The sequence below is a fragment of the Enterococcus sp. DIV0724b genome, assembly GCF_050531475.1.
In the GTDB taxonomy this organism is placed as follows: Bacteria; Bacillota; Bacilli; order Lactobacillales; family Enterococcaceae; genus Enterococcus_L; species Enterococcus_L haemoperoxidus.
Genome location: NZ_CP172890.1, coordinates 1,443,773 through 1,470,020 on the forward strand (window position 1 = coordinate 1,443,773; position 26,248 = coordinate 1,470,020).

The 26,248-nt window shown below is 34.1% G+C and carries 19 protein-coding genes and 1 riboswitch; of the genes, 18 read left to right on the plus strand and 1 reads right to left on the minus strand.

The features are described from left to right. Positions 1-259: 259 nt before the first annotated feature. Complete coding sequence (locus tag IGJ02_RS06705; protein WP_430603773.1) at positions 260-1,078, minus strand: helix-turn-helix domain-containing protein; 819 nt, start codon at positions 1,076-1,078, stop codon at positions 260-262. A gap of 359 nt (positions 1,079-1,437) precedes the next feature. Here IGJ02_RS06705 and IGJ02_RS06710 point away from each other — a divergent pair, with 359 nt between their 5' ends. The 18 genes from IGJ02_RS06710 to IGJ02_RS06795 all read left to right on the plus strand — a co-directional run bounded on the left by IGJ02_RS06710 (position 1,438) and on the right by IGJ02_RS06795 (position 26,214). After that, positions 1,438-2,001, plus strand: coding sequence for a hypothetical protein (locus IGJ02_RS06710; RefSeq protein ID WP_430603774.1), 564 nt, complete (start codon positions 1,438-1,440; stop codon positions 1,999-2,001). A 184-nt stretch (positions 2,002-2,185) separates the two neighbouring features. After that, positions 2,186-4,258 carry a heavy metal translocating P-type ATPase gene (locus IGJ02_RS06715; RefSeq protein WP_430603775.1) on the plus strand — a complete coding sequence of 691 codons (2,073 nt, stop codon included), beginning with the start codon at positions 2,186-2,188 and terminating at the stop codon, positions 4,256-4,258. Positions 4,259-4,364: 106 nt separating this feature from the next. Next, positions 4,365-5,843, plus strand: a complete 1,479-nt coding sequence (locus tag IGJ02_RS06720; RefSeq protein WP_430603777.1) for a helix-turn-helix domain-containing protein — start codon at positions 4,365-4,367, stop codon at positions 5,841-5,843. Positions 5,844-5,903: 60 nt separating this feature from the next. Beyond that, positions 5,904-6,815, plus strand: coding sequence for an aldo/keto reductase (locus tag IGJ02_RS06725; RefSeq protein ID WP_010761060.1), 912 nt, complete (start codon positions 5,904-5,906; stop codon positions 6,813-6,815). Between the two features lie 332 nt (positions 6,816-7,147). Further along, positions 7,148-9,793 (plus strand): DNA polymerase I, encoded by a 2,646-nt coding sequence (gene polA / locus IGJ02_RS06730; RefSeq protein ID WP_430603778.1) that lies wholly within the window; start codon positions 7,148-7,150, stop codon positions 9,791-9,793. A 97-nt stretch (positions 9,794-9,890) separates the two neighbouring features. Next, the gene (gene mutM, locus IGJ02_RS06735; RefSeq protein ID WP_010761062.1) at positions 9,891-10,727 is read left to right on the plus strand and encodes a DNA-formamidopyrimidine glycosylase; all 837 of its coding nucleotides are present in this window, start codon (positions 9,891-9,893) and stop codon (positions 10,725-10,727) included. Between the two features lie 3 nt (positions 10,728-10,730). After that, complete coding sequence (gene coaE, locus IGJ02_RS06740; RefSeq protein ID WP_010761063.1) at positions 10,731-11,339, plus strand: dephospho-CoA kinase; 609 nt, start codon at positions 10,731-10,733, stop codon at positions 11,337-11,339. A 243-nt stretch (positions 11,340-11,582) separates the two neighbouring features. Next, entirely contained in the window at positions 11,583-12,815 is a 1,233-nt protein-coding gene (locus tag IGJ02_RS06745; RefSeq protein WP_430603780.1) for a nucleotide sugar dehydrogenase, read from the plus strand. A 119-nt stretch (positions 12,816-12,934) separates the two neighbouring features. After that, complete coding sequence (locus IGJ02_RS06750) at positions 12,935-14,095, plus strand: glycosyltransferase (RefSeq protein WP_430603782.1); 1,161 nt, start codon at positions 12,935-12,937, stop codon at positions 14,093-14,095. A gap of 269 nt (positions 14,096-14,364) precedes the next feature. After that, on the plus strand, positions 14,365-14,850 hold the full coding sequence (nrdR, locus tag IGJ02_RS06755) for a transcriptional regulator NrdR (RefSeq protein WP_010761066.1): 486 nt from the start codon (positions 14,365-14,367) through the stop codon (positions 14,848-14,850). Positions 14,851-14,862: 12 nt separating this feature from the next. Next, positions 14,863-16,269: a replication initiation and membrane attachment family protein gene (locus IGJ02_RS06760; protein WP_430603784.1), complete on the plus strand. Its 1,407-nt coding sequence runs from the start codon at positions 14,863-14,865 to the stop codon at positions 16,267-16,269. Next, positions 16,269-17,198, plus strand: coding sequence for a primosomal protein DnaI (gene dnaI, locus IGJ02_RS06765; protein WP_010761068.1), 930 nt, complete (start codon positions 16,269-16,271; stop codon positions 17,196-17,198). Before IGJ02_RS06760 ends, dnaI begins: the two co-directional genes overlap by 1 nt. A gap of 166 nt (positions 17,199-17,364) precedes the next feature. Further along, positions 17,365-17,835: a hypothetical protein gene (locus tag IGJ02_RS06770; RefSeq protein WP_430603785.1), complete on the plus strand. Its 471-nt coding sequence runs from the start codon at positions 17,365-17,367 to the stop codon at positions 17,833-17,835. A 166-nt stretch (positions 17,836-18,001) separates the two neighbouring features. Next, a riboswitch (M-box (ykoK) riboswitch) is annotated at positions 18,002-18,172 on the plus strand. Positions 18,173-18,453: 281 nt separating this feature from the next. Next, positions 18,454-19,101 carry an MgtC/SapB family protein gene (locus tag IGJ02_RS06775; RefSeq protein ID WP_280512752.1) on the plus strand — a complete coding sequence of 216 codons (648 nt, stop codon included), beginning with the start codon at positions 18,454-18,456 and terminating at the stop codon, positions 19,099-19,101. Between the two features lie 32 nt (positions 19,102-19,133). Then, the gene (locus IGJ02_RS06780; RefSeq protein ID WP_430603786.1) at positions 19,134-19,601 is read left to right on the plus strand and encodes a GNAT family N-acetyltransferase; all 468 of its coding nucleotides are present in this window, start codon (positions 19,134-19,136) and stop codon (positions 19,599-19,601) included. Positions 19,602-19,862: 261 nt separating this feature from the next. After that, positions 19,863-22,523 carry a magnesium-translocating P-type ATPase gene (gene mgtA, locus IGJ02_RS06785; RefSeq protein ID WP_430603788.1) on the plus strand — a complete coding sequence of 887 codons (2,661 nt, stop codon included), beginning with the start codon at positions 19,863-19,865 and terminating at the stop codon, positions 22,521-22,523. A 522-nt stretch (positions 22,524-23,045) separates the two neighbouring features. Next, complete coding sequence (clpB, locus tag IGJ02_RS06790; RefSeq protein ID WP_430603790.1) at positions 23,046-25,652, plus strand: ATP-dependent chaperone ClpB; 2,607 nt, start codon at positions 23,046-23,048, stop codon at positions 25,650-25,652. 121 nt (positions 25,653-25,773) lie between these two features. Then, entirely contained in the window at positions 25,774-26,214 is a 441-nt protein-coding gene (locus IGJ02_RS06795) for a MarR family winged helix-turn-helix transcriptional regulator (protein ID WP_430603792.1), read from the plus strand. The last annotated feature ends 34 nt before the right edge of the window (positions 26,215-26,248 follow it).

The following is a 26,248-nucleotide window of genomic DNA, read 5'->3' on the forward strand; positions in this document are numbered from 1 at the left end:
CGTTCCTCGCTTTATATTAATCATTTTAAACGGATAACTTTTCAAAAAAGTCATCGTTATTATTCTTCAATAACACAAGATAAAGTATACCATAGTCCTTCAAGAATAATCATGCTTAAAGAGTAAGATTAATAGAAAATGGTGAAATTTAAAATCCGGCAATAAAGGTATCATCTAATTGTAATATATGAAACTTACTATTAATAAGAAAGTATATTTGTAATAGTTAATAAAACCACTTCTAAATAAGAAAGTAACACTATTTTTCGTTATTTTCAGAATAAAATTCATCAAGTAAACCGACTAAATCATTTTTAGCTTGTTCGTATTTTTTCTTTATAGTTTTCTCAGATAAGGGTTTCTTTGTTCTCCGTACTTTTGTTAGTTCAGTATAATCAGCTATTTTTGATGGGAAGTTATTTTTATAAGCTATATCATTAGTGAGAACTTCTGACAATATAGTAAAAATTTGAGGAATCGATAGAACGTGACTACTTGTCTCGGTACGTTTTAACAGATCAAAGACTAAAAATAAAACGGATGCATTGATTTCTTTTTGACTGGATTCAAGTAATAATTCTTCAATCATTGGTAGAAAATTCGCCCTGTAACGGTCGTTTTTTTCAATTCTATAAGTTGTAGAATCTTCCGCTATCAGTGATGTATTTTTTTCTGAAAGTTCTAGATTATAACGTGTTTCAAATAAATCTGGAAACAATTCATTTGCTGCAGTTAGAATCTTCAAGTCTTGAGAGTAAGTAATTTTTTGTTTTTTTAATACGTGAACTAATCGTTCAAGCTGCTCTTTACTAAGGTCTTTTTGTAAATTTGCTTCTGTCAGTAATTTCTTTACATACTCTATGAACTCTCCGTAGCGAATCCAATCAGCTGTTGTATTACCTAGTATCGCTATTTTTTCTAATCGCTCTTTTTTTGGCAGGTTATTTCCTTTTTCCCAATTATTTACTGTACTTGCACTGGAATTTCCAACCAGATTAGAAAAAAGAGCCATTGAATAGTTGTGTTGCGTTCTAATTTTTCTGATTCTGTTTCCAGCTTCTTTTAAATCTATTTCCAAAATAATACCTCCTTAAATTAAATATACATTAGGCTTGTTTGTGAGCTAAAAATCTTTCTTCTACTATATCATTACTTTCGGAATAAATGTACCGTTTTTTTTTCATTTTATTCTTGTAATATCTCTTGTGGCATGGTATAGTTTTTGTACCGAAATTTATTCAATTTGTCATTTTTTTGTATTCATTATTTTTATGCTGAATGTACTTGTATTTAGATGATTGCGATGTTTTTGATTGAAATTTTATATATTTAACATCAGAAAAAAACATACACTAGATACAATACATATATTTTTTTGATGCACTCAAAAAAGTAGAAGTGCCGAAAAATATTCATTTTAAAGGAGGATAAGTGTAAATGAAAAAAATAATTAGAGTTGAGGAGCAAAAAAATCATCTTTTGTATCAATTTTTAGAAAAACTCAATAGAGAGATTCCTCATCAAGAAAACAATCAAAGAATGGAAGAACATTGTGTGAACCAGTATAAGCTGTTGGTCAATATGTCTTTTAGCGCAAATATTTTGTATAAAGGGTTAGATTACGCATGTCATGTCTACAATCATGTTGCCAAGATTGAGTATACACGACTATGCAAGCTGATCATAAAACAAAATTTTGATAGAGACCTAACAGAGGCGTTATTAAAAAAATTAAAGAAAGCGCAAAACGAATTATTCCTGCATTCACCGCTCACTAAAGAGTCAGAGGGAATCGATATATTTTATGGATTTACTGGAGGAAATCGAAAAAAATACAAAGCGAATCGAAAAGCAATCAAACAAATGTACATTGAAATAAAGCAGGAATCTAAAAAAAATGTCTATAGATATATCAAGGATACGTACAATAGAAAGTACAATAGGATCAAAGAGAAAATAGCATATACCCGTTGGCTTTTAAAGAGTTACACGTGGCATTGAATAACCTGGCTTAACATTAATATACGCAAAGAATCCATGTTTTTATGAATCAAGAGACTTTATTTTTCCCAAAAGATATGTTGTGCTATGCTTTAAATGAGGATATTACTTGCTTCCATAAAGAATTGTTCAAAAGTAAGATTACTACACAAACAAATCTTAAATTGAGAAAGAAGGATTTCTAATGAATAGCAATGAAGAAACACACAAAAATCACCACTCTCATAAAATGGAAAATATGGATCATAGTTCAATGAATGCTCATGATCATGAGCAAATGTCTAGTATGGATCACACCATGCACATGGGGAATTTTAAACAAAAATTTTGGCTGTCATTAATTCTTGCAATCCCAATTATTTTTCTATCACCAATGATGGGAGTTGATTTACCTTTTCAATTTAGTTTTAAAGGTTCAGATTGGTTAGTATTGATTCTGGCTTCTATTCTGTTTTTTTATGGTGGTGAACCATTTTTAAGTGGTGCCAAAATGGAACTGAAACAAAAAAGTCCAGCAATGATGACGCTGATTGCCATGGGGATTTCGGTATCTTATTTTTATAGTGTTTATGCATTTGTCATGAACAAATTAATGCCGCAAAATCACGTGATGGATTTTTTCTGGGAACTAGCTACTTTGATCGTTATCATGTTATTAGGCCATTGGATCGAGATGAATGCAATTTCCAATGCTAGTGATGCCTTAAAAAAAATGGCTGAGCTTTTGCCAGATAAAGTGAAGCGATTAAATAAAGATGGCAGTGAAGAAGAAGTATCGTTGCAAGCTGTCAAAGAATTTGATCACTTGGTCGTTCGATCAGGAGATAAAATACCTGCAGACGGTATAATCATTAAAGGAAATACATCAGTTGATGAATCAATGGTTACAGGTGAATCGAAAACAGTCACAAAAAAGGAAAATGACAAAGTGATCGGAGGTTCTGTCAATGGGAGCGGAACTATCGAAATAAGCGTAACAGGTACTGGGGAGACAAGCTATCTTTCAAAAGTTATGGATATGGTCAAAAAGGCACAGACAGAAAAATCAAAATTAGAATCTCTATCTGATCGAGTTGCTAAATGGTTGTTTTACATAGCACTTGGAGCAGGTGTGCTAGCATTTGTTGTTTGGTTTAGTATCGATAAAGACTTGAGTATTGCATTTGAACGAATGGTAACCGTCTTTATTATTGCTTGTCCTCATGCATTAGGCTTAGCAATTCCTTTAGTTGTGGCACGATCTACCTCAATTGCTGCAAAACATGGTTTGTTATTAAAAAATCGAAATGCATTGGAGCAAGCTAACGATATGCAATATGTTATGTTAGACAAAACGGGCACCCTGACACAAGGAAAATTCACCGTAACAGGAATTGAAATGATCACGAATGAAATCACAAAAAAAGAAGCTTTAAAGGTGATAGGTGCTTTAGAAAACAATGCCAATCATCCTTTAGCAATCGGCATCATGAATTATCTAAAGGAAAAAGCTATTTCTCCTTACAAGGCAGAAAATCTCCAAAGTATTTCTGGCGTAGGGCTTAGCGGTAAGGTTAATAAACAAGCCGTTAAAATTGTGAATGAAAAGGAAGTAGAACGTTTGACTATTTCTTTTGACCGCTCATTGAAGCAACGCTATCAAGAGCAAGGAAATACTTTAAGCTACTTAATTATCGATGATCAATTGATTGCGATGATTGCATTAGGAGATGTGGTAAAACCAGAGGCAAAACAATTCATCGTTGATCTAAAAACACAAGGAATCATTCCTGTAATGTTGACAGGTGACAATAAAGTAGCCGCTGAATCAGTTGCTAGTTACTTAGGAATTGATGAATTTCAAGGAGAATTATTGCCAGAAGATAAAGAAAAAATCATTCAAACGTATGTTACTGAAGGAAAAAAAGTCATGATGGTTGGTGACGGAATTAATGATGCTCCAAGTTTAGTAAGAGCGACGATTGGCGTTGCAATAGGGGCAGGGACGGATGTTGCAATTGATTCAGCTGACGTAGTCTTGACCGATAGTGATCCAAAAGATATTCTTCGTTTTTTAGATTTGGCTAAGCAAACACGGCGTAAAATGATTCAAAATCTTTGGTGGGGAGCTGGCTATAACATTATTGCAATCCCACTTGCGGCGGGTATTTTAGCTCCGTGGGGAATTTTATTGAACCCAGCTGTTGGAGCAGTGTTAATGTCTTTAAGTACCGTAATTGTTGCAGCAAATGCTATGACATTACGTATTCACAATTAAAAAATAAAAAGTAATGAATAGTGCGTATATTTTATATGTATATTCGTTACTTTTTTTGTATTCGATCGATATAAAGAAAATTTATTTTTTAGAGTGGAGGCTAGAAATGGAATACAATGAGATTCTTGATTTTGAATCAAGCAAATTGCTCAAGCTTTTTAATTTATTAAAATCAACAGATAATAACAGTTCACTAGAGAAACTTTCAAATGAATTAGGTATCAATGCTAAAACGATAGTAAGATCTATAAAGAAAATCAATCGGTTATTTAAACGTTATCAGTTAGATGAGCATTTAGCGATTTGTAGATGGTCAAAGGATTATTTCTACTTAAAAAGAGACAATGACATATATGTGGACTATTTCTTAGTTCAGTATATAAGTGGTTTGCCAGAGATTACATTTTTAAAAGCAATTATTGAGGAAGAAAATAGTCAGGCGAAAAAGTTAGCAGAAAACTTGTTGATCAGTGAATCAAGTATGAGAAGACGAGTGAAAAAGATCAATGAATGGTTAAAAAAATTTGATATTCATTTAAAACGCGGAACGTATGAACTTGTGGGAGAGGAAGAACAGATTCGGGCATTTATTTTACATTTTTACTGGTTTGTCTATCAAGGAACAGAAAATAAATTTTTATTACTAAAAAAAGAAAGGAGCCAACAGTTAACGAATAAACTAGTTCATTTTTTTAAGATGCAAATCAATGATTTACAGAAGGAATCGCTTTTTCGAATCATTCAAATTGCGATATGGCGCTATCAAAAAGGAAAAAAGGTCTGGATTAAGGAAGAGTGGAAGCAATATATCGAGAATAGTTTTATTTTTTCTAAATTTGTAAAAAAAATCAAGAGAGATGAAGATAGTATAAACTGGGATTTTGAAGAGTTATCTTATCTTTATTTAATTATTCAGGCACATTTTTTGCCATATTTTGGCTCAAGTATGCAGGCTTATCTTATTGAAGAGCATTATTTGAAGAAGACAACTTGTTTTTCAAATACATTAGTTGCGACGAATAAATTGAAGCAAGTATTTTGGGATACCAAGTTTAGCCATTCAAAGGCAAGTGTTGTATCATTTTTAGGGTTTCATTTATATTATGAGTTGGTTTCAGGCTTTATTTTTGAAAAAAATCAAACAAGATCAACCTTGAAAGAAAATTACCCGGATTTTATGAGAAAACTTGCTGAAGGAATATGTGAATTGGGTGAAAAAAGTTCAATTTATCAGCGAATACCAAAAGATACATTGTATTATCGTTATTTTATGATATTAAGCTCACTTATTTCACCAGTGTATGGTGAAAAGAGAATTTTTGTATGTTTAATGACTGATTTGTCGCTTGAAAAAGAGACGGAGTTAGGAGAAAGAATCAGCAATTTTTTCAGTAATAAATTTAATCTAGTGGTTGTATACGCTAGAACGTCAAAATCATTTTCATATGCTGATATTATTTTGACCACCGTTATTTATCAAGCTTTAAACCAAAAATATACCCAGCCTGTCTTACTTATTGAACCAAATTTTTCGGAAGAGGCAATATTACAAATAGACAAATTACTAAAAAGAGTTAGAAAATGAAGCCCTTTCACTATTATGTGTTAAAATATACTTGTGAATATAATTTTAGGAGGTTTTCCAGTGAAGAAGATTCAATTTGGAACAAGTGATTTACAAGCTGCTTCCGTTATTCTTGGGTGTATGAGAATGAATGGTGCAGAAAATCCGGCAGAAATTATTGAAACTGCTTATGAACAGGGCATTGATTTTTTTGATCATGCAGATATCTATGGCGGGGGCGAATGTGAAACGATTTTTGGGAAAGCCCTGAAAGAGACCGAAATTAAAAGAGAAGATATTATCATTCAGACAAAATGTGGGATTCGTAAGGGCATGTTCGATTTTTCTAAAGAGCATATTATTGCTTCTGTTGAAGGAAGTTTAAAACGTTTAGACGTAGAGTATGTGGATGCGTTACTACTTCATCGACCAGATACACTTGTTGAACCAGAAGAAGTGGCAGCTGCTTTTGATCAGTTAGAAGCACAAGGAAAAGTTAAATATTTTGGTGTAAGTAATCAAAAACCAATGCAAATTGAGCTATTGAAAAAGACAGTAAAACAACCATTGTTAGCGAATCAATTACAGTTTGGTATCAAACATACCGGCATGATCGATCAAGGGATTCACGTAAATATGACAGACGAAGCAAGTGTAGACAGAGACGGTAGTATTTTAGATTATTCTCGTTTAAATGAGATGACTATCCAAGCGTGGTCTCCTTATCAATATGGTTTCTTTGAGGGTGTTTTTATTGGCAACGAAAAATTTTCAGAATTAAATACAACTCTGGATAAAATTGCTGAGCGCCACAATTGTACTTCAACAGGACTAGCTACTGCATGGATTTTAAGACATCCTGCTAATATGCAAGTTATTGCAGGAAGTATGAATAAAGAGCGAATTAAAGAGATTGCGAAAGCTTCTGATATTGTATTAAGCAGAGAAGAATGGTATGAAATTTATCGTGCTGCTGGGAATATTTTACCGTAAGTTGTAAATCAAAAAAATGTTACTTAAATGATTTTCATAAAAAAATTGTAAGAATAAGCAGTTTTTGGCTAAAAAAGTTACATTTTAGAAATCATTCGTTCATATAATATTCACAAATTTCTTGTACTATAAAGACATAGAAGAAAGACTTTAGTAACAAGAAATCAATTTCATTTGTGTGAACTCCTATGAACCCGCTCTGAGTGTGCAGAGCGGGTTTTCTTTTGTTTTCAATTAAGCTTTGCGAACTTTAGTTCCTTCCTACTGCAAAGTTGGTAGATTTTTGTTAAAATAGATAGGAAACCAGTTTGCTGAAGATGAGGAGAAAAAAGATGACAAAAAATAAGTTATTATTAGTTGATGGAAATAGTGTAGCATTTCGAGCGTTTTTTGCTTTGCACAATTCCCTAGAACGTTTTAAAAATAAAAATGGTTTACATACAAATGCTGTTTATGCGTTTAACAATATGTTTGAAAACGTGATGACAAAAGAAAATCCAACCCACGTTTTAGTTGCATTTGATGCAGGAAAAACAACCTTTAGAACCGAATTTTATCCAGAGTATAAAGCAGGCCGTTCGAAAACACCGGGAGAATTTAAAGAACAAATGCCTTATATTCGTGAATTGTTAACTGGTTTAGGTGTGAAATATTATGAGTTAGATAATTATGAAGCAGATGATATCATCGGAACTCTGGCTACTAAAGTGCCAAAAGACGAATTTGATGTTGTTGTATTATCTGGAGATCGAGATTTAACACAACTAGCAACAGAATCTGTAAAAGTAGATATTACGATTAAAGGAGTTAGCGATTTAGAAACGTATACGCCGGAACATGTAGCCGAAAAATACGATGGTTTAACACCAAATCAAATCATTGATATGAAAGGTTTAGCTGGAGATACTTCTGATAACATCCCTGGTGTGACTAAAATAGGTGAGAAAACTGCAATTAAACTATTGAAAGAGTTTGGTTCAGTCGAAGGTGTTTATGAAAACATTGATAGCTTGAAACAAAGTAAAATGAAAGAGAATCTGATCAATGATAAAGAACAAGCCTTTATGTCCAAACGCTTAGCAACGATCAATGTAGATTCTCCAGTCGAGATCAATATCGATGAATTGAAATATGAAGGAAAAGACTTGGATAAATTAATTCCGTTTTACAAAGAAATGGAATTCAAACAAATGCTGAGCAAATTAAATGTTGAAGAAGAAGCAATTGAGTTAGACGATGTCCATTTTGATGTGGTGGATACATTCACTGAAGAGATGTTTACTGACGATATGGCATTGTATGTTGAGATGTTAGAAGATAATTATCATACTTCACCTATTGTTGGCGTTGCGTGGGGAACGAGGAATAAAGTGTATACGACGAATAGCTTAGAACTATTTGAAAGTAAACCTTTTGTTGATTGGCTATTGTCAGATAAATACAAAAAAACGGTATATGATGCCAAACGCACATATGTTGCACTAAATCGTTATGTTGGTAAACCTCAAGGAATTAAGTTTGATGTATTGTTAGCGGCCTATCTATTAGATACTAATGATAATAGTGCGGATATTGAAGGTGTGGCACAACATTATGGTTACACCGATATCCATTCTGATGAATCAGTTTATGGAAAAGGTGCGAAAAAAGGCTTACCGGAAGACGATGAAGCTTTCTTTAGCCATCTCGCTCGAAAAGTTAACGCAATTCATTTTTTATCTGAAAAGCTAGATGCTGAATTAGTTGAAAAAAATCAAGCTGATTTGTTTTATAAAATGGAATTACCTCTTTCAAAAATTTTAGGTGACATGGAAATTACAGGAATTCGTGTAGATGCAAATCGATTAAAAGAAATGCGCATTGAATTTTCAAATCGGTTACATGAAATTGAACAAAAAATTTATGCAGAAGCAGGCGAAGAGTTCAACTTAAATTCACCAAAACAATTAGGGGTGATTTTATTTGAAAAAATGGGTCTGCCAGTAATTAAAAAAACAAAAACAGGTTATTCAACTGCTGTTGATGTATTAGAACAATTGAAAGAACAAGCACCGATCGTTGAAGATATTTTAGTTTATCGTCAAATTGCAAAAATCCAGTCAACCTATGTTGAAGGATTATTAAAAGTAATCCAACCAGATGATAAAATTCACACGCGTTACGTTCAAACCTTGACTCAAACAGGTCGTCTAAGCTCAGTTGATCCTAACTTGCAAAATATTCCGATTCGTTTAGAAGAAGGACGTAAAATTCGTGAAGCCTTTGTACCAAGAGAGAATGACTGGTTAATTTTTTCGTCTGATTACTCACAAATTGAATTACGTGTTTTAGCTCATATTTCAGATGACCAGCATTTGAAAGAGGCTTTCATTGAAGGTCAGGACATTCATTCAAGTACAGCAATGCGTGTCTTTGGTATCGAAAAACCGGAAGATGTGACGCCGAACATGCGTCGACAAGCAAAAGCAGTAAACTTTGGAATTGTTTATGGTATCAGTGATTATGGTTTGTCTCAGAATCTTGGCATCACGAGAAAGCAAGCGCAAGAATATATCGATACTTATTTTGAAAAATATCCAGGTGTTAAAAAATATATGGAAGATATTGTTCGTGATGCGAAAGATAAAGGGTTTGTAGAAACACTATATAACCGCCGACGCTATTTGCCTGATATCAATTCACGTAATTTCAATTTACGTTCTTTTGCAGAACGTACGGCAATCAATACGCCGATCCAAGGAAGTGCTGCTGATATTTTGAAAATTGCGATGATCAATATGCAAGAACGATTAAAAGAAGAAAATATGCAGGCGACAATGTTACTTCAAGTTCATGATGAACTTGTCTTTGAAGTGCCTGAAAGTGAATTAGAAAAATTGAATGCATTAGTTAAAGATGTGATGGAAACAGCTGTTGCCCTACATGTACCGTTGTTGACTGACAGCAGTTGGGGAAAAACATGGTACGAAGCAAAATAATGAACTAAAATAATCGAAGAAAAGACTGGCTAAACGAAAAAGTTAAAAAAACTTTGATTCGTTCGTTTCGGTCTTTTTTTCTAAGGAGAGATAAACGTTGCCTGAATTACCAGAAGTTGAAACAGTCAGAAAAGGCTTAGAAAAGTTAGTTGTCGGAAAGACGATTAAAGAAGTTACCATTTTATGGCCAAGAATTATTGAATCACCAGAATCTGAATTATTTGCTCAGCAATTGATCGGTCAAACAATTGAACAAATGGATCGCCGAGGGAAATTTTTGATTTTCAAATTAACGAATTACGATATGATTTCTCATCTAAGAATGGAAGGAAAATACGAAACTCATGATCCAGAAGATGAGCGGACCAAACACACCCATGTAATTTTTACCTTTACTGACGGGACTGAATTACGCTATCTTGATGTTCGAAAGTTTGGCCGTATGGTTTTAGTACCTAAGAATCAAGGGAGAAATTACAAAGGGATTTTATCATTAGGTCCCGAACCGATTCCTACTGAATTTAAGCTAGCAGAATTTCGTGTCGGTTTGAAGAAGCATCACAAAGCAATTAAACCGTTGTTATTGGATCAGCGTTTAGTGACAGGTTTAGGCAATATTTATGTGGATGAAGCATTATGGGAAGCGATGATTCATCCTGAACAACCAGCAGACACCTTAAAACCTAAGGAAGTTGAACGATTATATTATGCGATCATTGATGTTCTCGGTCGTGCAGTGGAAGCTGGTGGAACTACGATTCGCAGTTACTTAAATGCTTTGGGAGAAGCTGGAACATTTCAAATTTCATTAAATGTCTATGGTCAGACGGACAAACCTTGTCCACGATGTACAATGCCAATCAAAAAAATCAAAGTTGCACAACGAGGTACGCATTTTTGTCCAAAGTGTCAAACCTTGAAAGCGAGGAATTGATTGATGGGCATGATATTAGGCTTGACTGGTGGTATTGCCACGGGGAAAAGTACAGTTGTTTCTATATTTAAAAGTATGAATTTTCCAATTATCGATGCGGATGTGATTGCTCGGGAAATTGTAGAAGTAGGAACTCCTGGATTAGAACAAGTAGTAAACGCCTTCGGATCAGAAATAGTAACTGTCGAAGGTTCGTTAGATCGCAAAAAATTAGGCGAAATTATTTTTTCGGATGAAGAAAAAAGAAAAAAACTAAATAAAGTGCTCTCTCCTTTTTTAAAAGAAGCAATTTTAACTCAAATTGCCGACAAAAAAAATCAAGCACCTTTGGTTATTGTTGATATTCCTTTGTTATATGAAGGAGGCTATGATAAGTTTATGGACAAAGTAGCAGTAGTTTATGTTCCAGAGGAAGTGCAACTAGCTCGTTTAATGAAACGAGATCATTTAACAATAAACGAAGCCCAACAACGAATCGATAGTCAAATGTCTATTGAGAAGAAAAAACAAAAGGCAGATATCGTATTCGATAATGAAAAAAGTATACAAGAGACAGAAAAAATAGTGAAAAAATGGGTATTAGAAAAAAATATTGATAATATAACAGATTAGTTGTTTTCGTTATTTAGTGATAATGTATATATAATGAAGATGATAAATAAAAAACACGCTATAAACATTGTTTTGGCGTGTTTTATTTACTTTAAAACAAAATTTGGAATGGAAAGACAGACATTTATATGTATAATTTAAAATAACGATAATCTTTAAAAAAATATAGACAATTCTGCCAGATTTGTGTTATCTTTTGGAAACAAAAGGATTGTAAAAAAATAAAAGATGGTGGAGAGTATAATGAAAAAAGAAGTAGTGGTAATTGGTTTAGGATATGTTGGTCTGCCAAGTGTCATAAATCATGTGAAGAATGGCCATAAAGTAATTGGATTTGATATTGACGAAGAAAAAGTTGATATGCTGAATAAAGGGATTAGTCATCTTGATACAGTATTAGACGAAACAGTGCGAATGATCAAAGAAAGAGGCGCCGAATTTACTTATGATGCGCAACGCATCAAAGATAAAGATGTCTACATTATTGATGTGCCAACGCCAATCGATAAATATAAAACGCCTGATTTAAGTTATATCAAATCAGCAGTTGATTTAATTAAAAATAAAGTAAAAACAGGTTCATTAATTGTTTTAGAAAGTACAACCTATCCCGGAACGACAGAAGAATACCTCGTAGCTGAGTTTTCCAAGCTTGGTTATCATATCGGAACCGATCTTTTCATCGCTTACTCCCCGGAAAGAATCGATCCAGGCAATACACAATCTCTTAGTGCAAAAATCCCAAGAATCGTTGCAGGACACACGGACAAATGTTTATCAAAGGTTGAAGAATTTTTTGGAAGCCATGTGTCCACTGTACCTAATTTGAAAACAGCCGAATTAGCTAAAATATATGAAAATACATTCCGTTTGGTCAATATTGCTTTAGCAGATGAACTTCAAAAAATTTCGGATAATTTAGACATCGAAGTAGGAGAAGTATTGGAAGCAGCTGCAACAAAACCTTTTGGATTTATGAAATTCACACCAAATTTAGGTATTGGTGGACACTGTATTCCTGTAGATCCTTATTACCTGACATGGTTGATGGAATCACGAGGAATAGAAACACCGTTGATTCAGACGGCAGGAAAAATTAATGATTCGATGTTAGATTATTATCTAGAGAAAATTATTACTTACGCAAATAAAAAAAGTGACAAAAATCTTGATGAAATGAATGTTGCGATTTTAGGAATAACATATAAGAAAAACGTTGCAGATACTAGAATGTCGTCGGTTATTACATTGATTAATGAATTAGAAGAAATGAATGTGACAGTTGTTGCCTATGATGATATTATTTTATCAAATACTAATTCTCCAGTTGAAAGTATAACTAGTCTAGAGGGGGATTATTGTCAATTGAAAAAATTTGATATGGTCATTTATGCAGTTGACCATGAGCTTTACGAAAAGAATAAAGAAAATATTATTGATAATAGTCAGTTGTTCTATGATTTGACATTGGTTTAGAGATGATTAGATTAAAAATTTATGGAGAAAAAATTGTTTACATCTCGTTGTTTTTATTTTTTCTATCTTTGATCTATTTATTGAGAAAGTATACATCAAGCAATGAGTATTATTTAATAATGATCTTATATTCTGTCAATTTCGTTTATTTAGTTACAAAATTAAGTTTAGCTTTGATGTATACCCCCTGTATAAAAGATGTTAGAAACTATAAAGTTTCAGTTATTATTCCCAGTTTTAATGAAGATAAAAAATCTGTTGTAAAAGCAGTTATGACTTTATTAAAACAGACCTATCCAATTCATGAAATCATTTTTATTGATGATGGTAGTGATAGTGATGAAGCTTTTCTAGCAGTTAAAAATCTAAAAATAGATGAGCTGACTGGAGTGCATCGTGTTAATAAGAATGTAACATTGACTAGTTTACGTTTAGATAAGAATAGTGGGAAAAAGAAAGCGCAGGAAGTCGGCTTTATTCAAGCAACTGGGGATTTATTTCTTTTAGTTGATTCTGATGGAGAGATTACTGAAAATACGTTAGAGGAAATGGTTCGTCCATTCAGCAATTCTAAGGTAGGATCTGTTGTCGGAAAAATAGAAGTTCGTAATCTAACCGATAATTTTTGGACTAGACTGCAGGATATCATTTATTCCAATTCGTTTCAAATCGGTAGGGCATCACAGTCTCAAACCGGCAATGTAATTGTTTGTTCAGGAGCACTAAGCATGCATCGAGCTAATTTTGTAAAGCGAAATATGAGAACTTTTAGAAAAGAAACTTTTTTGGGGATTCCGTGTTCTGCTGGAGATGATCGCTTATTAACGGATATTTCGTTAGAACGCCGGTATAAAACTGTTTATCAATCAACTGCAGTTTGTTATACGGATGTGCCGAATTCATTAAAAAAATTTTTTAAACAGCAAGTTCGTTGGACTAAATCTGCTTTGATAATGACTTTATTTTCCTTTAGATATTGTTTTATTCGCCCTCTATCGATGGTCTGGCAAGTGTTAGAAACTTATTTATGGTTATATAATTTTATTGTAACGATTACTTTGCTTTGTCAACAAAAGCTTGGTATGGGCGTTGGAGTAACCTTTATAGCAGCTGTGTATTTCATCTTGGTTAGTTACTTATCAAATATTTTTTATACAAAGCGAGATTTAAAAACGTATTTAATGACGTTTGTCTATTCATTTGTTTATTCCGTTTTATTACTCGGAATTCGATGTTATTCTTTATTAACGATTTTTAAAACAGGTTGGACGACTCGTTAAACATAAAAAAAGAAGGTCGGAACAGAAGCTTGTGCTTATATTCCGATGTTATCAGAATTCTAGGTGACTGAGATATGACTCGCAGAGTTATGTCCCAGTCACTTCCGTTTTTTATTTTTATAAGGTCATTCAGACGATTTTTTTGAATTAAATGATCCATAAATTCTTTGATAAGTCATCTCAGATAGATGGCTTCTTACGTTTTTCATGTTATAATATAAACAACAAACTATAAAATCAATAGTATAAGATAAAATGAGGTGAACACTATGCGTTGTCCAAGATGTCATCATAATAATTCTCGTGTAATTGATAGTCGTCAAGCTGATGATGGCCGTGCGATTCGTCGTCGTAGAGAATGTGAAAATTGCAATTACCGTTTTACAACGTTTGAACGAATTGAAGCAGCACCGTTGTTAGTCATCAAGAAAAATGGTGATCGTGAAGAATTTAATCGAGAGAAAATTTTACGTGGGTTGATCCGTTCAGCTGAAAAACGACCTGTTGCCATGGAACAAATGGAGCAAATCGTTGATAATGTTGAAAACCGTGTACGTAGCTTAGGTGAAAATGAAATTTCAACTACATTAGTTGGAGAATATGTTATGGAAGATTTAGTCAACTTAGATGAAATTGCTTATATCCGATTTGCTAGTGTCTACCGTCAATTTAAAGATATGAGTGTTTTCTTAAAAGAACTGCAAGGCATTGTAGATAAAGCAAAATCTTCAAATTCAGATACAACAAATGAATAAGGAGGTCTTTCCTTGAAAGACAATTGGAAAGAAGTCCATCCTAAAAGTATTTTTCAAGTAGCACTATCTTATCCATTATCCAATCAAGAACAAACCATACTGACTCTGTTGTACCAACCAATTATAGGTGCTGAGGCGTTTAGTTTGTATTTGACACTTTTATCAGAAGTTGAAGAGTCAGGTCTTAGTGCCTCACTTTTTCATGCTGATTTGATTACGATGATGGACATGAGCATCAAACAAATTCAAGCAGCTAGAATGAAATTAGAAGGAATTGGTTTATTAGGAACCTTTGTCAAAAATGATTCCGAACTGGGAACGCATTTTTTATATCGGTTGAACCATCCTGAAACAGCTGAACGATTCTTTAAAGATGAAGTATTGTCACTAACCTTGTTGAATAGTGTAGGACAAAGAAAGTTAGATAAATTATTTGAGCGTTTCAAACCAAAATTTGTTAACTTAACTGGTTTTGAAGAGGTATCAGTTGGATTTAAAGATGCTTATCTATTCAAAGAAGAACAAATTATTTCTCAAAGTAAGCTGCTAAGTCAAATGGAGCAATCTTTCAATGATCCAAGACCTGCTCAAAAACCAAGTGCGGTCAATGAAAGCTTTGATTGGTCCTATTTTGTTCAAGGGATTGAAAAACTTGGGATTAAATTGCCGGATAATAGTGTTGGGTTTAAAGAAGAAGTATTTATTTTTCATAATTTATTTGGAATCACAGAATTAGATATGATTGATTTTTGTTCTAAATCCTTCGATTATTATACAAGTAAGATCGATGTAAAGGACTTTGAACGAGCAGTTTATAGAACCTATGATCCTAATAAAAAGCAAAAGACAAGTGAGTTTCAAAAAAATGATTCAGTTGATCTATCTGCCGAAGATCAGCAAACCTATCGTTATAATTCATTAAAAATGAATGGTTTTTCAACCCAAGATATTCAGATGATTATGGATAGTGAGAAAAATTTTCCATTAAATTATTTAGAAGCATTAAAAAACGAGCGTGGTGGGTATACAACTCCGCAAGAGCGTTCTTTGGTCAAGTATCTTGTCAGCAAATCTGGTCTGCCGAACAGTGTAATCAATATTTTGATTAATTATGTTTATAACATACAAAAACAACCCACATTAAAGGCTGAATATGTGAATCGAATTGCCAATGAGTGGGCGCAAAGTGGTATTTTTTCGCCTGAGAAAGCTATAGATCATGTACGTGAAATAGCCAAAAAAGGCAAAGAGCAAAAACAAACAAGACAGCGATACGGACAAAATAATGGACCGATTCGTCAAGAAACATTACCGGATTGGGTGGATAATCCGGTAGAAGAGCAGAAACTATCGAAAGAAGAGCAAGCACGACTAGACAAAGAAATTCAGGATTTCTTGAGTAAAGGAGGCGGCAATTAATGGAAGATGTAGGAAAAGAAATGTCAAAAATTATTCAAAGCAGGGATATGAGTGAACGATATAATGAACTGGTTGAAGTGGTACTGAAAGATACTGATGTACAACAGTTTATCGAAGAAAACCGTGAGCGGTTGACAGACGAAGATATCCAAAAAAGTTATTCAAAACTTTATGAGTTTGTCCAAGAAAAACGTAAATATCAATTAAACGATCCAACTATGATTGCTCCTGGATATGAGCCTCAATTAACCTTGAATTTCCATTACATTGATGTTACCTATGTACCGACGGAAGCTCTGATTGCTAAGCAAAAAGAAGATGAAATTCGAAAACGCGTTCGAGCAATGGACATGCCTAAAGATGTACGAGAAGCTAGTTTAAGTCGATTCGATACGGCGTCACAGGGACGTGCTCAAGCAATGGCTGAAACAATGAAATTTTTAAATGAGTATACATCGAATGCTAAAGAATTTCATAAAGGGCTGTATCTTCAAGGTACATTTGGTGTAGGAAAATCATTTTTATTAGGTGCGATTGCCAATAGCTTAGCCGAACGTGGTTTTGTTACAACAATCGTGCACTTCCCAACTTTTACTGTCGAAATGAAACAAGCAATCGGTAAAGATATGGTGGGGCCAAAACTTGATGCTGTTAAGAAATCCCCTGTTTTAATGATCGATGATCTTGGTGCAGAATCAATGACTTCTTGGATTCGTGATGATGTATTAAGTGTTATTTTGCAATACCGTATGCAGGAACAATTAGTAACATTTTTTTCATCAAATCTGAATTTGAAAGATTTAGAGAAACATTTATCTGTGACCCAACGTGGAGAACAAGAACCTTTAAAAGCTCGTCGAATCATGGAGCGTATTCGTTACTTAGCACAAGAGATTACAATGTCTGGTAATGATCGACGAAATGGATAGAATTTAATTTTACCCTTGTTATTTATCCAAATTTTATGTGACAGAGACATAATTCAATGAATGTGTCTCTGTCGTTTTTTTATTTTCTTTAAATAACGAATGATCGTATTGGACTATGATAGTTTGTATAGTTTATAATAAAGTATCAGTATTGGAGGACATATCGATGAAAAAAATCGTAATGACAATAGTAGCGGTGTTCACATTGATTTCTTTAGGGGCATGCACACAAAATAAAAAAGATTCATCAAAAGGAAGTGAAGAGACCTCGATGAGCAGTAAAAAAGATCAAACCACCAATGAAACATCGAACACTAAAGATCAAGAAAAATCTCAATCGGTATTCACAGCAGTTTTAGTTGAAGATGCTAAAAAAAATGATACAGTGGATCAATCGACCCGTTTGGTTTTAAAAGAAGTCGAAGCCGTTGAAGATCCAGAAAAAATTAGTGCTATGATGAAAAACGATGGTGTTATTTTGAATGTATCGAAGGAACAATTGGCCAATGGAATCACAGAAAATGATCTAAAAACAGGAGATAAGATTCAATTTACTTTAGTCGGCTTACCTGCGATGACAATGTCGATCCCACCTCAAGTGGCTGGAAATTCAGTTGTCAAAGTTGAAAAAATTTAATAATTTTGAAATGTATGACCGCTATTATAAAGTACGTGAATAAGTACTTTGTAACAGCGGTTATTTTATTTTTATAAATCAAAAATTATTTTTCATTAAAAAATTAAATAAAAAAACATTGACATTTGTTTTAAAACGATGGTATAGTTTCACCTGTAAGATAACTAAATAGATTTGTTAGGTGAGGCTCCTATACAAACACAGGCTACTGCCCAAAAACATCGAGAGATGCCAATGGGTAGAACAGGGATTGTCGATTACAAGGCTTTTCATAAGGTAGCTAAAAGCTCTGCTTTTTACGTTGTATAGTGCCAAAACTCAACGACTAGATCATGCAGGCTTTTTTTTGTGCGCTTATTTATGACCTTCCGCTGAGTTTTGGCGGAAGGTTTTTGCTTGCTCACCAAAGTTTCGTCACAGTGAAAAATGCTGTGAATGACTATATTTCATTTCGATCTTATCAATTCCTAACTTGAGAATTGAAGGACAGAATAGCTGAGAAACAGTAATTTGCGAACGAAGAGAGTGCAGTTTCCATTCTTGTGAGTCACTACTAAACATACCAACAAATCTAAGAAAGGAGTATGCTATGAATTTTTAATCAACATTATCGCCAGTATTTTTGCAGGAATGGTCATTGGGGCTGAGCGGCAATGGCGAAAAAAACTAGCTGGAATGAGAACAATGACGTTAGTAACATTTGGTTCATGTCAATTCGTTTCATTATCCACGTTGATCCAAGACGATAGTAGTCCTACACGAATCGCGGCCCAAGTAGTTAGTGGGATTGGCTTTCTTGCTGGAGGGGTGATTTTACGTGAAGGATTTAGCGTGACTGGTATTAATACAGCGGCAACATTATGGTGTTCAGCTGCTGTTGGAAGTTTAATTGGAGCAGGATTTGTTATTCAAGGAATGATATGTGCATTCGCTTTAATGTTAGTCAATATTTTATTAAGAAATTTATCATTTAAAATAGACGATTTAACTGTTCAAAGAGAGGAGGCACAAACAGATTCGATTCATTATCTATCAGTTATTGCCAGCAATACAAGTGAAGTCATGCTTAGAACAGAAATTATCCAGTTACTGGATAAATATTGCTTAACGTTCACAAAATTTTCCTGTACTGATTTGGCAGGGAAAAAAGTAAGACTATTTTTAGAAATCGAAGCAACCAGAAATGGCACACTAGCAGTCAATACGATTATTTCAGAATTATCTCAACTATCAGAAGTCATTGAAATTAATCAAATGAGCAATTAAAAGAATGGAGGAATCAAAATGGTAAAACAGTGATGGTCAAAATCATTAATTGGAACAGTGAAGAATATTGGCAAGGAATCTTTTTAAGAAATAAGCTACTCAAAACTAGTGCGGGGAAAGAATGGATCAAAGAATTACCTGTCAATGAAAAACAGGATATTCATATGGTTGCGCTGGTTGAAGGGAAAGTTGTGGGGACTTTACTTCTTTCTAAAAGAAGCCAAACAGTAGCTCAAATCAAACAAGTTGCGATTGATGATCGGTATCAAGGATTTGGCATAGGAAAACAATTACTTGAATTTGCTGAAAAAATAGCAGATCTGATGAATTTTCAAACCATATTTTTAACTGGTCGTAAGCAAGCTTGGGGATTTTATGATCATTTTGGGTATAAACGTATTGGCTATGCTTACTCAGATGGACAAGTGATCTTAAAAAAATTTGAGAAACGTATTTGTACAAAAAACAACACGCGAAGACTAGAATCATCAAACATATAACGCTAAAGGAGATGGAAACAAATGGATGACAGTAGTCAGATGATCAAGGACTTATGGATAGAGAAATCTGTTGAAGAAACTAAATATTATTGTCTATTTGTTTCTAGGGTAATTAAGTAAATTTCTCCGATAATAGATCCTCTTTTTCCATCAGTCCGATTCCTAAAATAGAGATAACATTATGAAGTTCTAGATGGCTAACGTTTATACAAAGCTGTCTGTTATTTCATTGATCAGAGTTTTAGAAAGAAGGAGAACTATATGGATAAAAGAGCAGTATTGAACAAAAATAATAACCAATCATATGAATATTTCGCAAGAAACTCAGCTGAAAATATCTTAACATTTTTCAATTCTTCAAGAATGGGCTTAACTCACCAGCAAGCCGTTTTATCAAGGGAAGAATTTGGAGAGAATATCATTACACATGGGAAAAAAACGCCTTTATTTGTTGAAATAATCAAAGCTTATTTTACCCCATTTACGATTGTTTTGATTACGTTAGCTATTATTTCGTTTATAACGGACTATGTTATTGCACCGCCAGCTGACCGGGATCTTATCGGTGTGCTTATCATTGTAGCGATGGTCTTGATAAGTGGGACTATGACATTGATACAATCTGTTAAATCAAATCAAGCAGCAGAAAAATTGAATAACATGGTAAAAATTACGGCAACCGTTGTTCGCAGAAAAAAACAAGTAGAACTGCCAATCGAAGAAATCGTTTGTGGGGATATTGTAAAATTATCTGCAGGTGATATGATCCCAGCAGATATTCGCTTAACAAAAACAAAAGACCTCTTTATTTCGCAATCTGCAATGACAGGAGAAAGTTACCCTGTTGAAAAAAGAGCAGATTACAAGTTGAAAGTGAATAGTGTGGAAACGGAATACGAAAATATCGTTTTTATGGGCAGTAACGTAATCAGTGGGAGTGCAGAAGGGATCGTAGTTTCAGTAGGAGATGACACACTTTTTGGAAAAGTAGCACAAGATGTGTCTGATAAAAATCCTCAAACCAATTTTGAAGTTGGCATTAGCAAAACGTCTTGGTTGTTGATTCGATTTATGTTAGTAATGGCGCCAGCAGTATTTTTGATTAACGGATTAACAAAAGGTGATTGGTTTGAAGCATTTCTGTTTGGTTTGTCTGTAGCAGTTGGTTTAACACCAGAAATGTTGCCGATGATCGTGACGACAAATCTTGTAAAAGGTGCATCAAGTATGGCTAAAAAAGGAACAATTATTAAAAATTTAAATGCAATTCAAAATTTTGGTGCAATCGATGTTCTATGTACGGATAAGACAGGTACGCTGACCCAAGACAAAATTATTTTAGAATATCATTTAGATTGCGATGGAAAAGAAGATAGCCGGGTATTGCGTCATGCATTTTTTAATAGCTATTATCAAACTGGATTGAAAAATTTAATGGATGTAGCAATCATTGATGCGGCAAATGATGAATTATCGATCGATTCTTCTAAGTACAAAAAAGTAGATGAAATTCCCTTTGATTTTAAACGACGTCGCATGAGTGTGGTGATCGAAGATACATCGGGTAAAACTCAAATGATCACAAAAGGTGCCGTTGAAGAAATGCTGGAAATTTCAAGTTTTGTTGACTATCAAGGAACAGTTAGACCATTAACAAAAACGCTTAAAACTGAAATTTTGAAAACTGTTGAAGAGCTGAACGAAGATGGACTACGTGTATTGGCTGTTTCTCAAAAAACAAATCCAGCGACTGTTGATGAGTTCTCTGTTTCAGATGAAAATGAGATGGTCTTGATTGGTTATCTTGCATTCCTTGATCCACCAAAAGAAACCACCAAAGCCGCCTTAGAAGCGCTAAAAAAACATGGTGTCGGTGTCAAAGTATTGACTGGGGATAATGCTTTAGTAACAAAATCAGTATGTAAACAAGTTGGATTAGCCAATGAAGAACTGATCACAGGGAATGAAATCGCGAGAATGAATGATTTTGAGCTAAAAATGGTTGCGGAAAAATACAATATTTTTGTAAAATTGACACCACAACAAAAAACAAGAATCGTTCAAGTGTTAAGAGAAGCTGGACACACGGTTGGTTTTATGGGAGATGGTATTAATGATGCTCCTGCGATGAAAGAAGCTGATGTTGGTATCTCAGTAGATACAGCTGTTGATATTGCAAAAGAATCAGCAGATGTCATCTTATTAGAAAAAGACTTGATGGTTCTGGAACGTGGGTTATTAGCAGGCAGAACGACCTTTGGAAATATTATGAAGTACGTCAAAATGACAGCTAGTTCTAATTTTGGCAATATGTTTTCGGTTGTTGTTGCTAGTATCTTTTTACCATTTTTACCAATGTTACCGTTGCAATTACTATTTCTAAATTTGATTTATGATATTTCATGTATGTCGATTCCTTGGGATCATGTGGATGATGAATATTTGGAACAGCCAAAAAAATGGAATGCATCAAAAATCGGTTCGTTTATGAAATGGTTAGGGCCGACTAGTTCAGTCTTTGATATTACAACTTATTTGTTAATGTACTTTATTATCTGTCCTCAATTAGTGGGTGGGAACTATCACGATTTAGATCCCGCACAACAAGCGACCTTTATTGCAATTTTCCATGCTGGTTGGTTTATAGAATCACTTTGGTCACAAACGTTGGTGATCCACACATTAAGGACACCGAAGATTCCATTTATACAAAGCCGTGCATCATTTATTTTAACAACTATTACAACTTTAGGAATTGCTGTAGGAACGATTTTACCATTTACAAGTTTTGGTCAAAATTTAGGGCTAGCCGAACTGCCACTTCATTATTTTGCTTGGTTAGGTTTGACTATATTTGCATATTTGTTCTTAGTTATGATCGTAAAAAAATTCTATGTGAAACGCTTTGGAGAATTGCTATAATATTGATTAAAAGATTGAGTCCACGAAATAGTGGGCGTCAATCTTTTTTTATCTGAATAACCGTATATCTTTTGCTAAAATAGTAAGTTGCGTTATCATTGATATAGGTAAAAAAATAGTCAAAAAAACGATAGCTTTTATTTGACCTTTGCTGACCAAATGGGTATAATTAATTTATAAGGTCAAAATTAATCAGACTTTAGGCCTTATGAAAAATAGTACAAAAGACCTAATGTCTTTTTGATAAACTAACGGTACTATTTATATAGTAGAGATTTATGAGCTGGGGCTTTGGAAAAAAGATAAGAATAGCTTGTGACCAAAAATATCACAGTTGATTTTTCTATTTTGCTTTCAAGGCTGAGCAAGCTCTTTACACTTCAACATTATCCAGCTACGCAGGCTAGCTCCTCAGAAAAAGATAAAAATAGAACGTGACAAACAGAGTCACAGTCGATTTTTCCTATGTTTCAATAGAAGCTGGGCGAGTCTGCTACGCTTTTAAATTTAGGAGGTAATTCTATGAACATCGAAAAAATGACAACGACATTACAAGAGGCAATTGCAGAGGCGCAACAGGTAGCAGTGACTCGTCATCATCAGGAAATTGATATTGCTCATTTATGGAAGATTTTTTTGCAGCCGAATCATTTTGGACGTAATTTTTATACAGATGCAGGAGTTGATGTAGAAGCTTTTGAACGTGAAATTGATAAAGCTATCGATGAATATCCGAGTATTCAAGGCAGTAACATTCAGTATGGTCAAAGTATGAGCCAAAATCTGTTTAACTTACTAGGTGAAGCAGACAAACTTAGAGAATCATTTCAAGATGAGTTTCTAGCAACTGAAATTGTGATTTTAGCGTTGATGAAATTGAAAAATTATCGTTTAACAAAATACCTAACAAGTCAGGGAATCACAGAAAAAGAACTACGTAAAAATATCGAAGACATGAGAGGGGGAGATCGTGTGACTTCTCAAAATCAAGAAGAACAATACAAAGCATTAGAAAAATATGGGGTAGATTTAGTCCAACAAGTAAAAAGCGGTAACCAAGATCCTATTATTGGCCGTGATGAAGAAATTCGCGACGTGATTCGAATTCTTTCTCGTAAAACAAAGAATAATCCTGTTTTAATCGGTGAACCAGGTGTGGGTAAAACAGCGATCGTTGAAGGATTAGCGCAACGAATCGTGCGTAAAGATGTTCCTGAAAATTTAAAAGATAAAACCATCTTTTCATTAGATATGGGGGCCTTGATCGCTGGAGCCAAGTTCCGTGGTGAATTTGAAGAACGTCTAAAAGCAGTTTTAAAAGAAGTGAAGAAAAGTGAAGGGCGTATCATATTGTTCATCGATGAAATTCACAATATCGTTGGAGCAGGAAAAACAGAAGGCAGCATGGATGCTGGGAATTTGTTAAAACCAATGTTGGCTCGTGGTGAATTACACTTGATTGGTGCTACAACATTGGATGAATACCGTCAATATATGGAAAAAGATAAAGCACTAGAACGTCGTTTCCAAAAAGTCTTAGTGAAAGAACCAACTGTAGAAGATACGATCAGTATTTTACGTGGATTAAAAGAACGTTTTGAAATTCATCATAGTGTTAATATCCACGATAATGCATTAGTCGCTGCAGCTACTTTATCCGATCGATACATCACAGATCGTTTCTTGCCTGATAAAGCCATCGATCTAGTTGACGAAGCGAGCGCAACGATTCGTGTTGAAATGAATTCAATGCCGACAGAACTTGATCAAGTAACACGCCGTTTGATGCAATTAGAGATCGAAGAAGCAGCATTGAAAAAAGAATCGGATGATGCCAGCAAAAAACGCCTAAACGCATTACAAGAAGAATTAGCAGATCTTCGTGAAGAAGCCAACGCAATGAAGATGCAATGGGAAACAGAAAAAGAAGAAGTCAATGCTGTCAGCAATAAACGCGGAGAAATCGACAAGGCAAAACATGAATTAGAAGATGCTGAAAACAATTATGATTTAGAAAGAGCAGCTGTTCTCCGTCATGGTACGATTCCACAATTAGAAGAAGAGTTAAAAGAACTTGAAGCTAAAAACGCCAAGGATAATGTGCGTATGGTTCAAGAAGCAGTGACAGAAAACGAAATTGCACAAGTTGTCGGACGCTTAACAGGGATTCCAGTAACAAAACTAATTGAAGGCGAACGGGAAAAACTAATGAAATTAAACGAAACCCTTCACAAACGTGTTATTGGTCAAGATGAAGCTGTAGATGCGGTAAGTGATGCAGTGATTCGTTCACGTGCTGGGTTGCAAGATCCAAACCGTCCATTAGGTTCTTTCTTATTCTTAGGACCAACTGGTGTTGGTAAGACTGAGCTTGCTAAAGCGTTAGCAGAAGACCTATTTGATTCAGAAGATCATATGGTTCGGATCGATATGAGTGAGTATATGGAAAAACACAGTGTATCTCGTTTAGTTGGAGCACCTCCAGGCTACATTGGTTATGAAGAAGGTGGTCAATTAACAGAAGCTGTTCGACGTAATCCATATACAATCGTTTTATTAGATGAAATTGAAAAAGCACATCCAGACGTATTCAACATTTTACTCCAAGTATTAGATGATGGTCGCTTAACGGATTCTAAAGGACGAGTAGTTGATTTCAAAAATACTGTGTTGATCATGACAAGTAATATCGGTTCTCAACTATTGCTTGAAGGGGTAACGTCAGAAGGCACGATTCCAGAAGAAGTAGAAGAAGAAGTTATGACGATATTACGAGGCAATTTCAAACCAGAATTCTTAAATAGAATTGATGATACTATATTGTTCACGCCACTAAGCTTGGATAACGTTAAAGGTATCATTGGAAAAATGACAGCTCAATTAGCAAAACGTTTAGAACATCAAGAAATTGAATTGGTAATTTCTGATGAAGCAAAAACGTGGATTGCTGAAAGTGGTTATGATCCAGCTTACGGTGCACGTCCATTGAAACGATTTATTACTAAAGAAGTAGAAACACCATTAGCAAAAGAAATTGTTTCAGGCCGTATATTACCTAAAACAAAAGTAACCATCAGTTTATTGAATGAACAGCTAGTTTTTGAAAATGAGCCGATAATAGAAGAATAGTTTAAAAGTTGAGGTAGTCTTTTTAAGGCTATCTCCCTTTTTATAAGCAAAAAAAATTGATTTTAAAAATGATATTGTGTAGAATCTAACTATTATATTAACATTATAAAAGAGGGATTCAGTGGATAAAAAAAGCAGACGATTAGAAGAACAATTGTGTTTTTCTTTACAAACAGCTTCAAAGCAATTTAATAGAATGTATGCTAAAGCATTGAAACCATTTCATTTAACCTATCCTCAATATTTGGTGTTACTTGTTTTATGGGAATTTTCAGATCAGCGGATCTCTGATATTGGAGAAAAACTTGCGTTGGATACAGGTACATTGACACCAATGTTAAAAAGGATGGAAAAAAATGGGTATGTCCATCGAGATAGATTACCAGAAGATGAACGAATCGTGATCATTTCACTTTCGGATAAAGCGATTCAGTTGGAAAATGAGATTTATGATCAAGTAGAAGGCTGTTTAACACAACTGGATTTTAATCAAGAAGACTATTTTTCATTGATCGAACTAATCAATTCCTTAAGTAAACAAATCGATGGAATCAAACAGTAAACGATGGAACAAAAAGACTTTAAGAAGAAGGTAA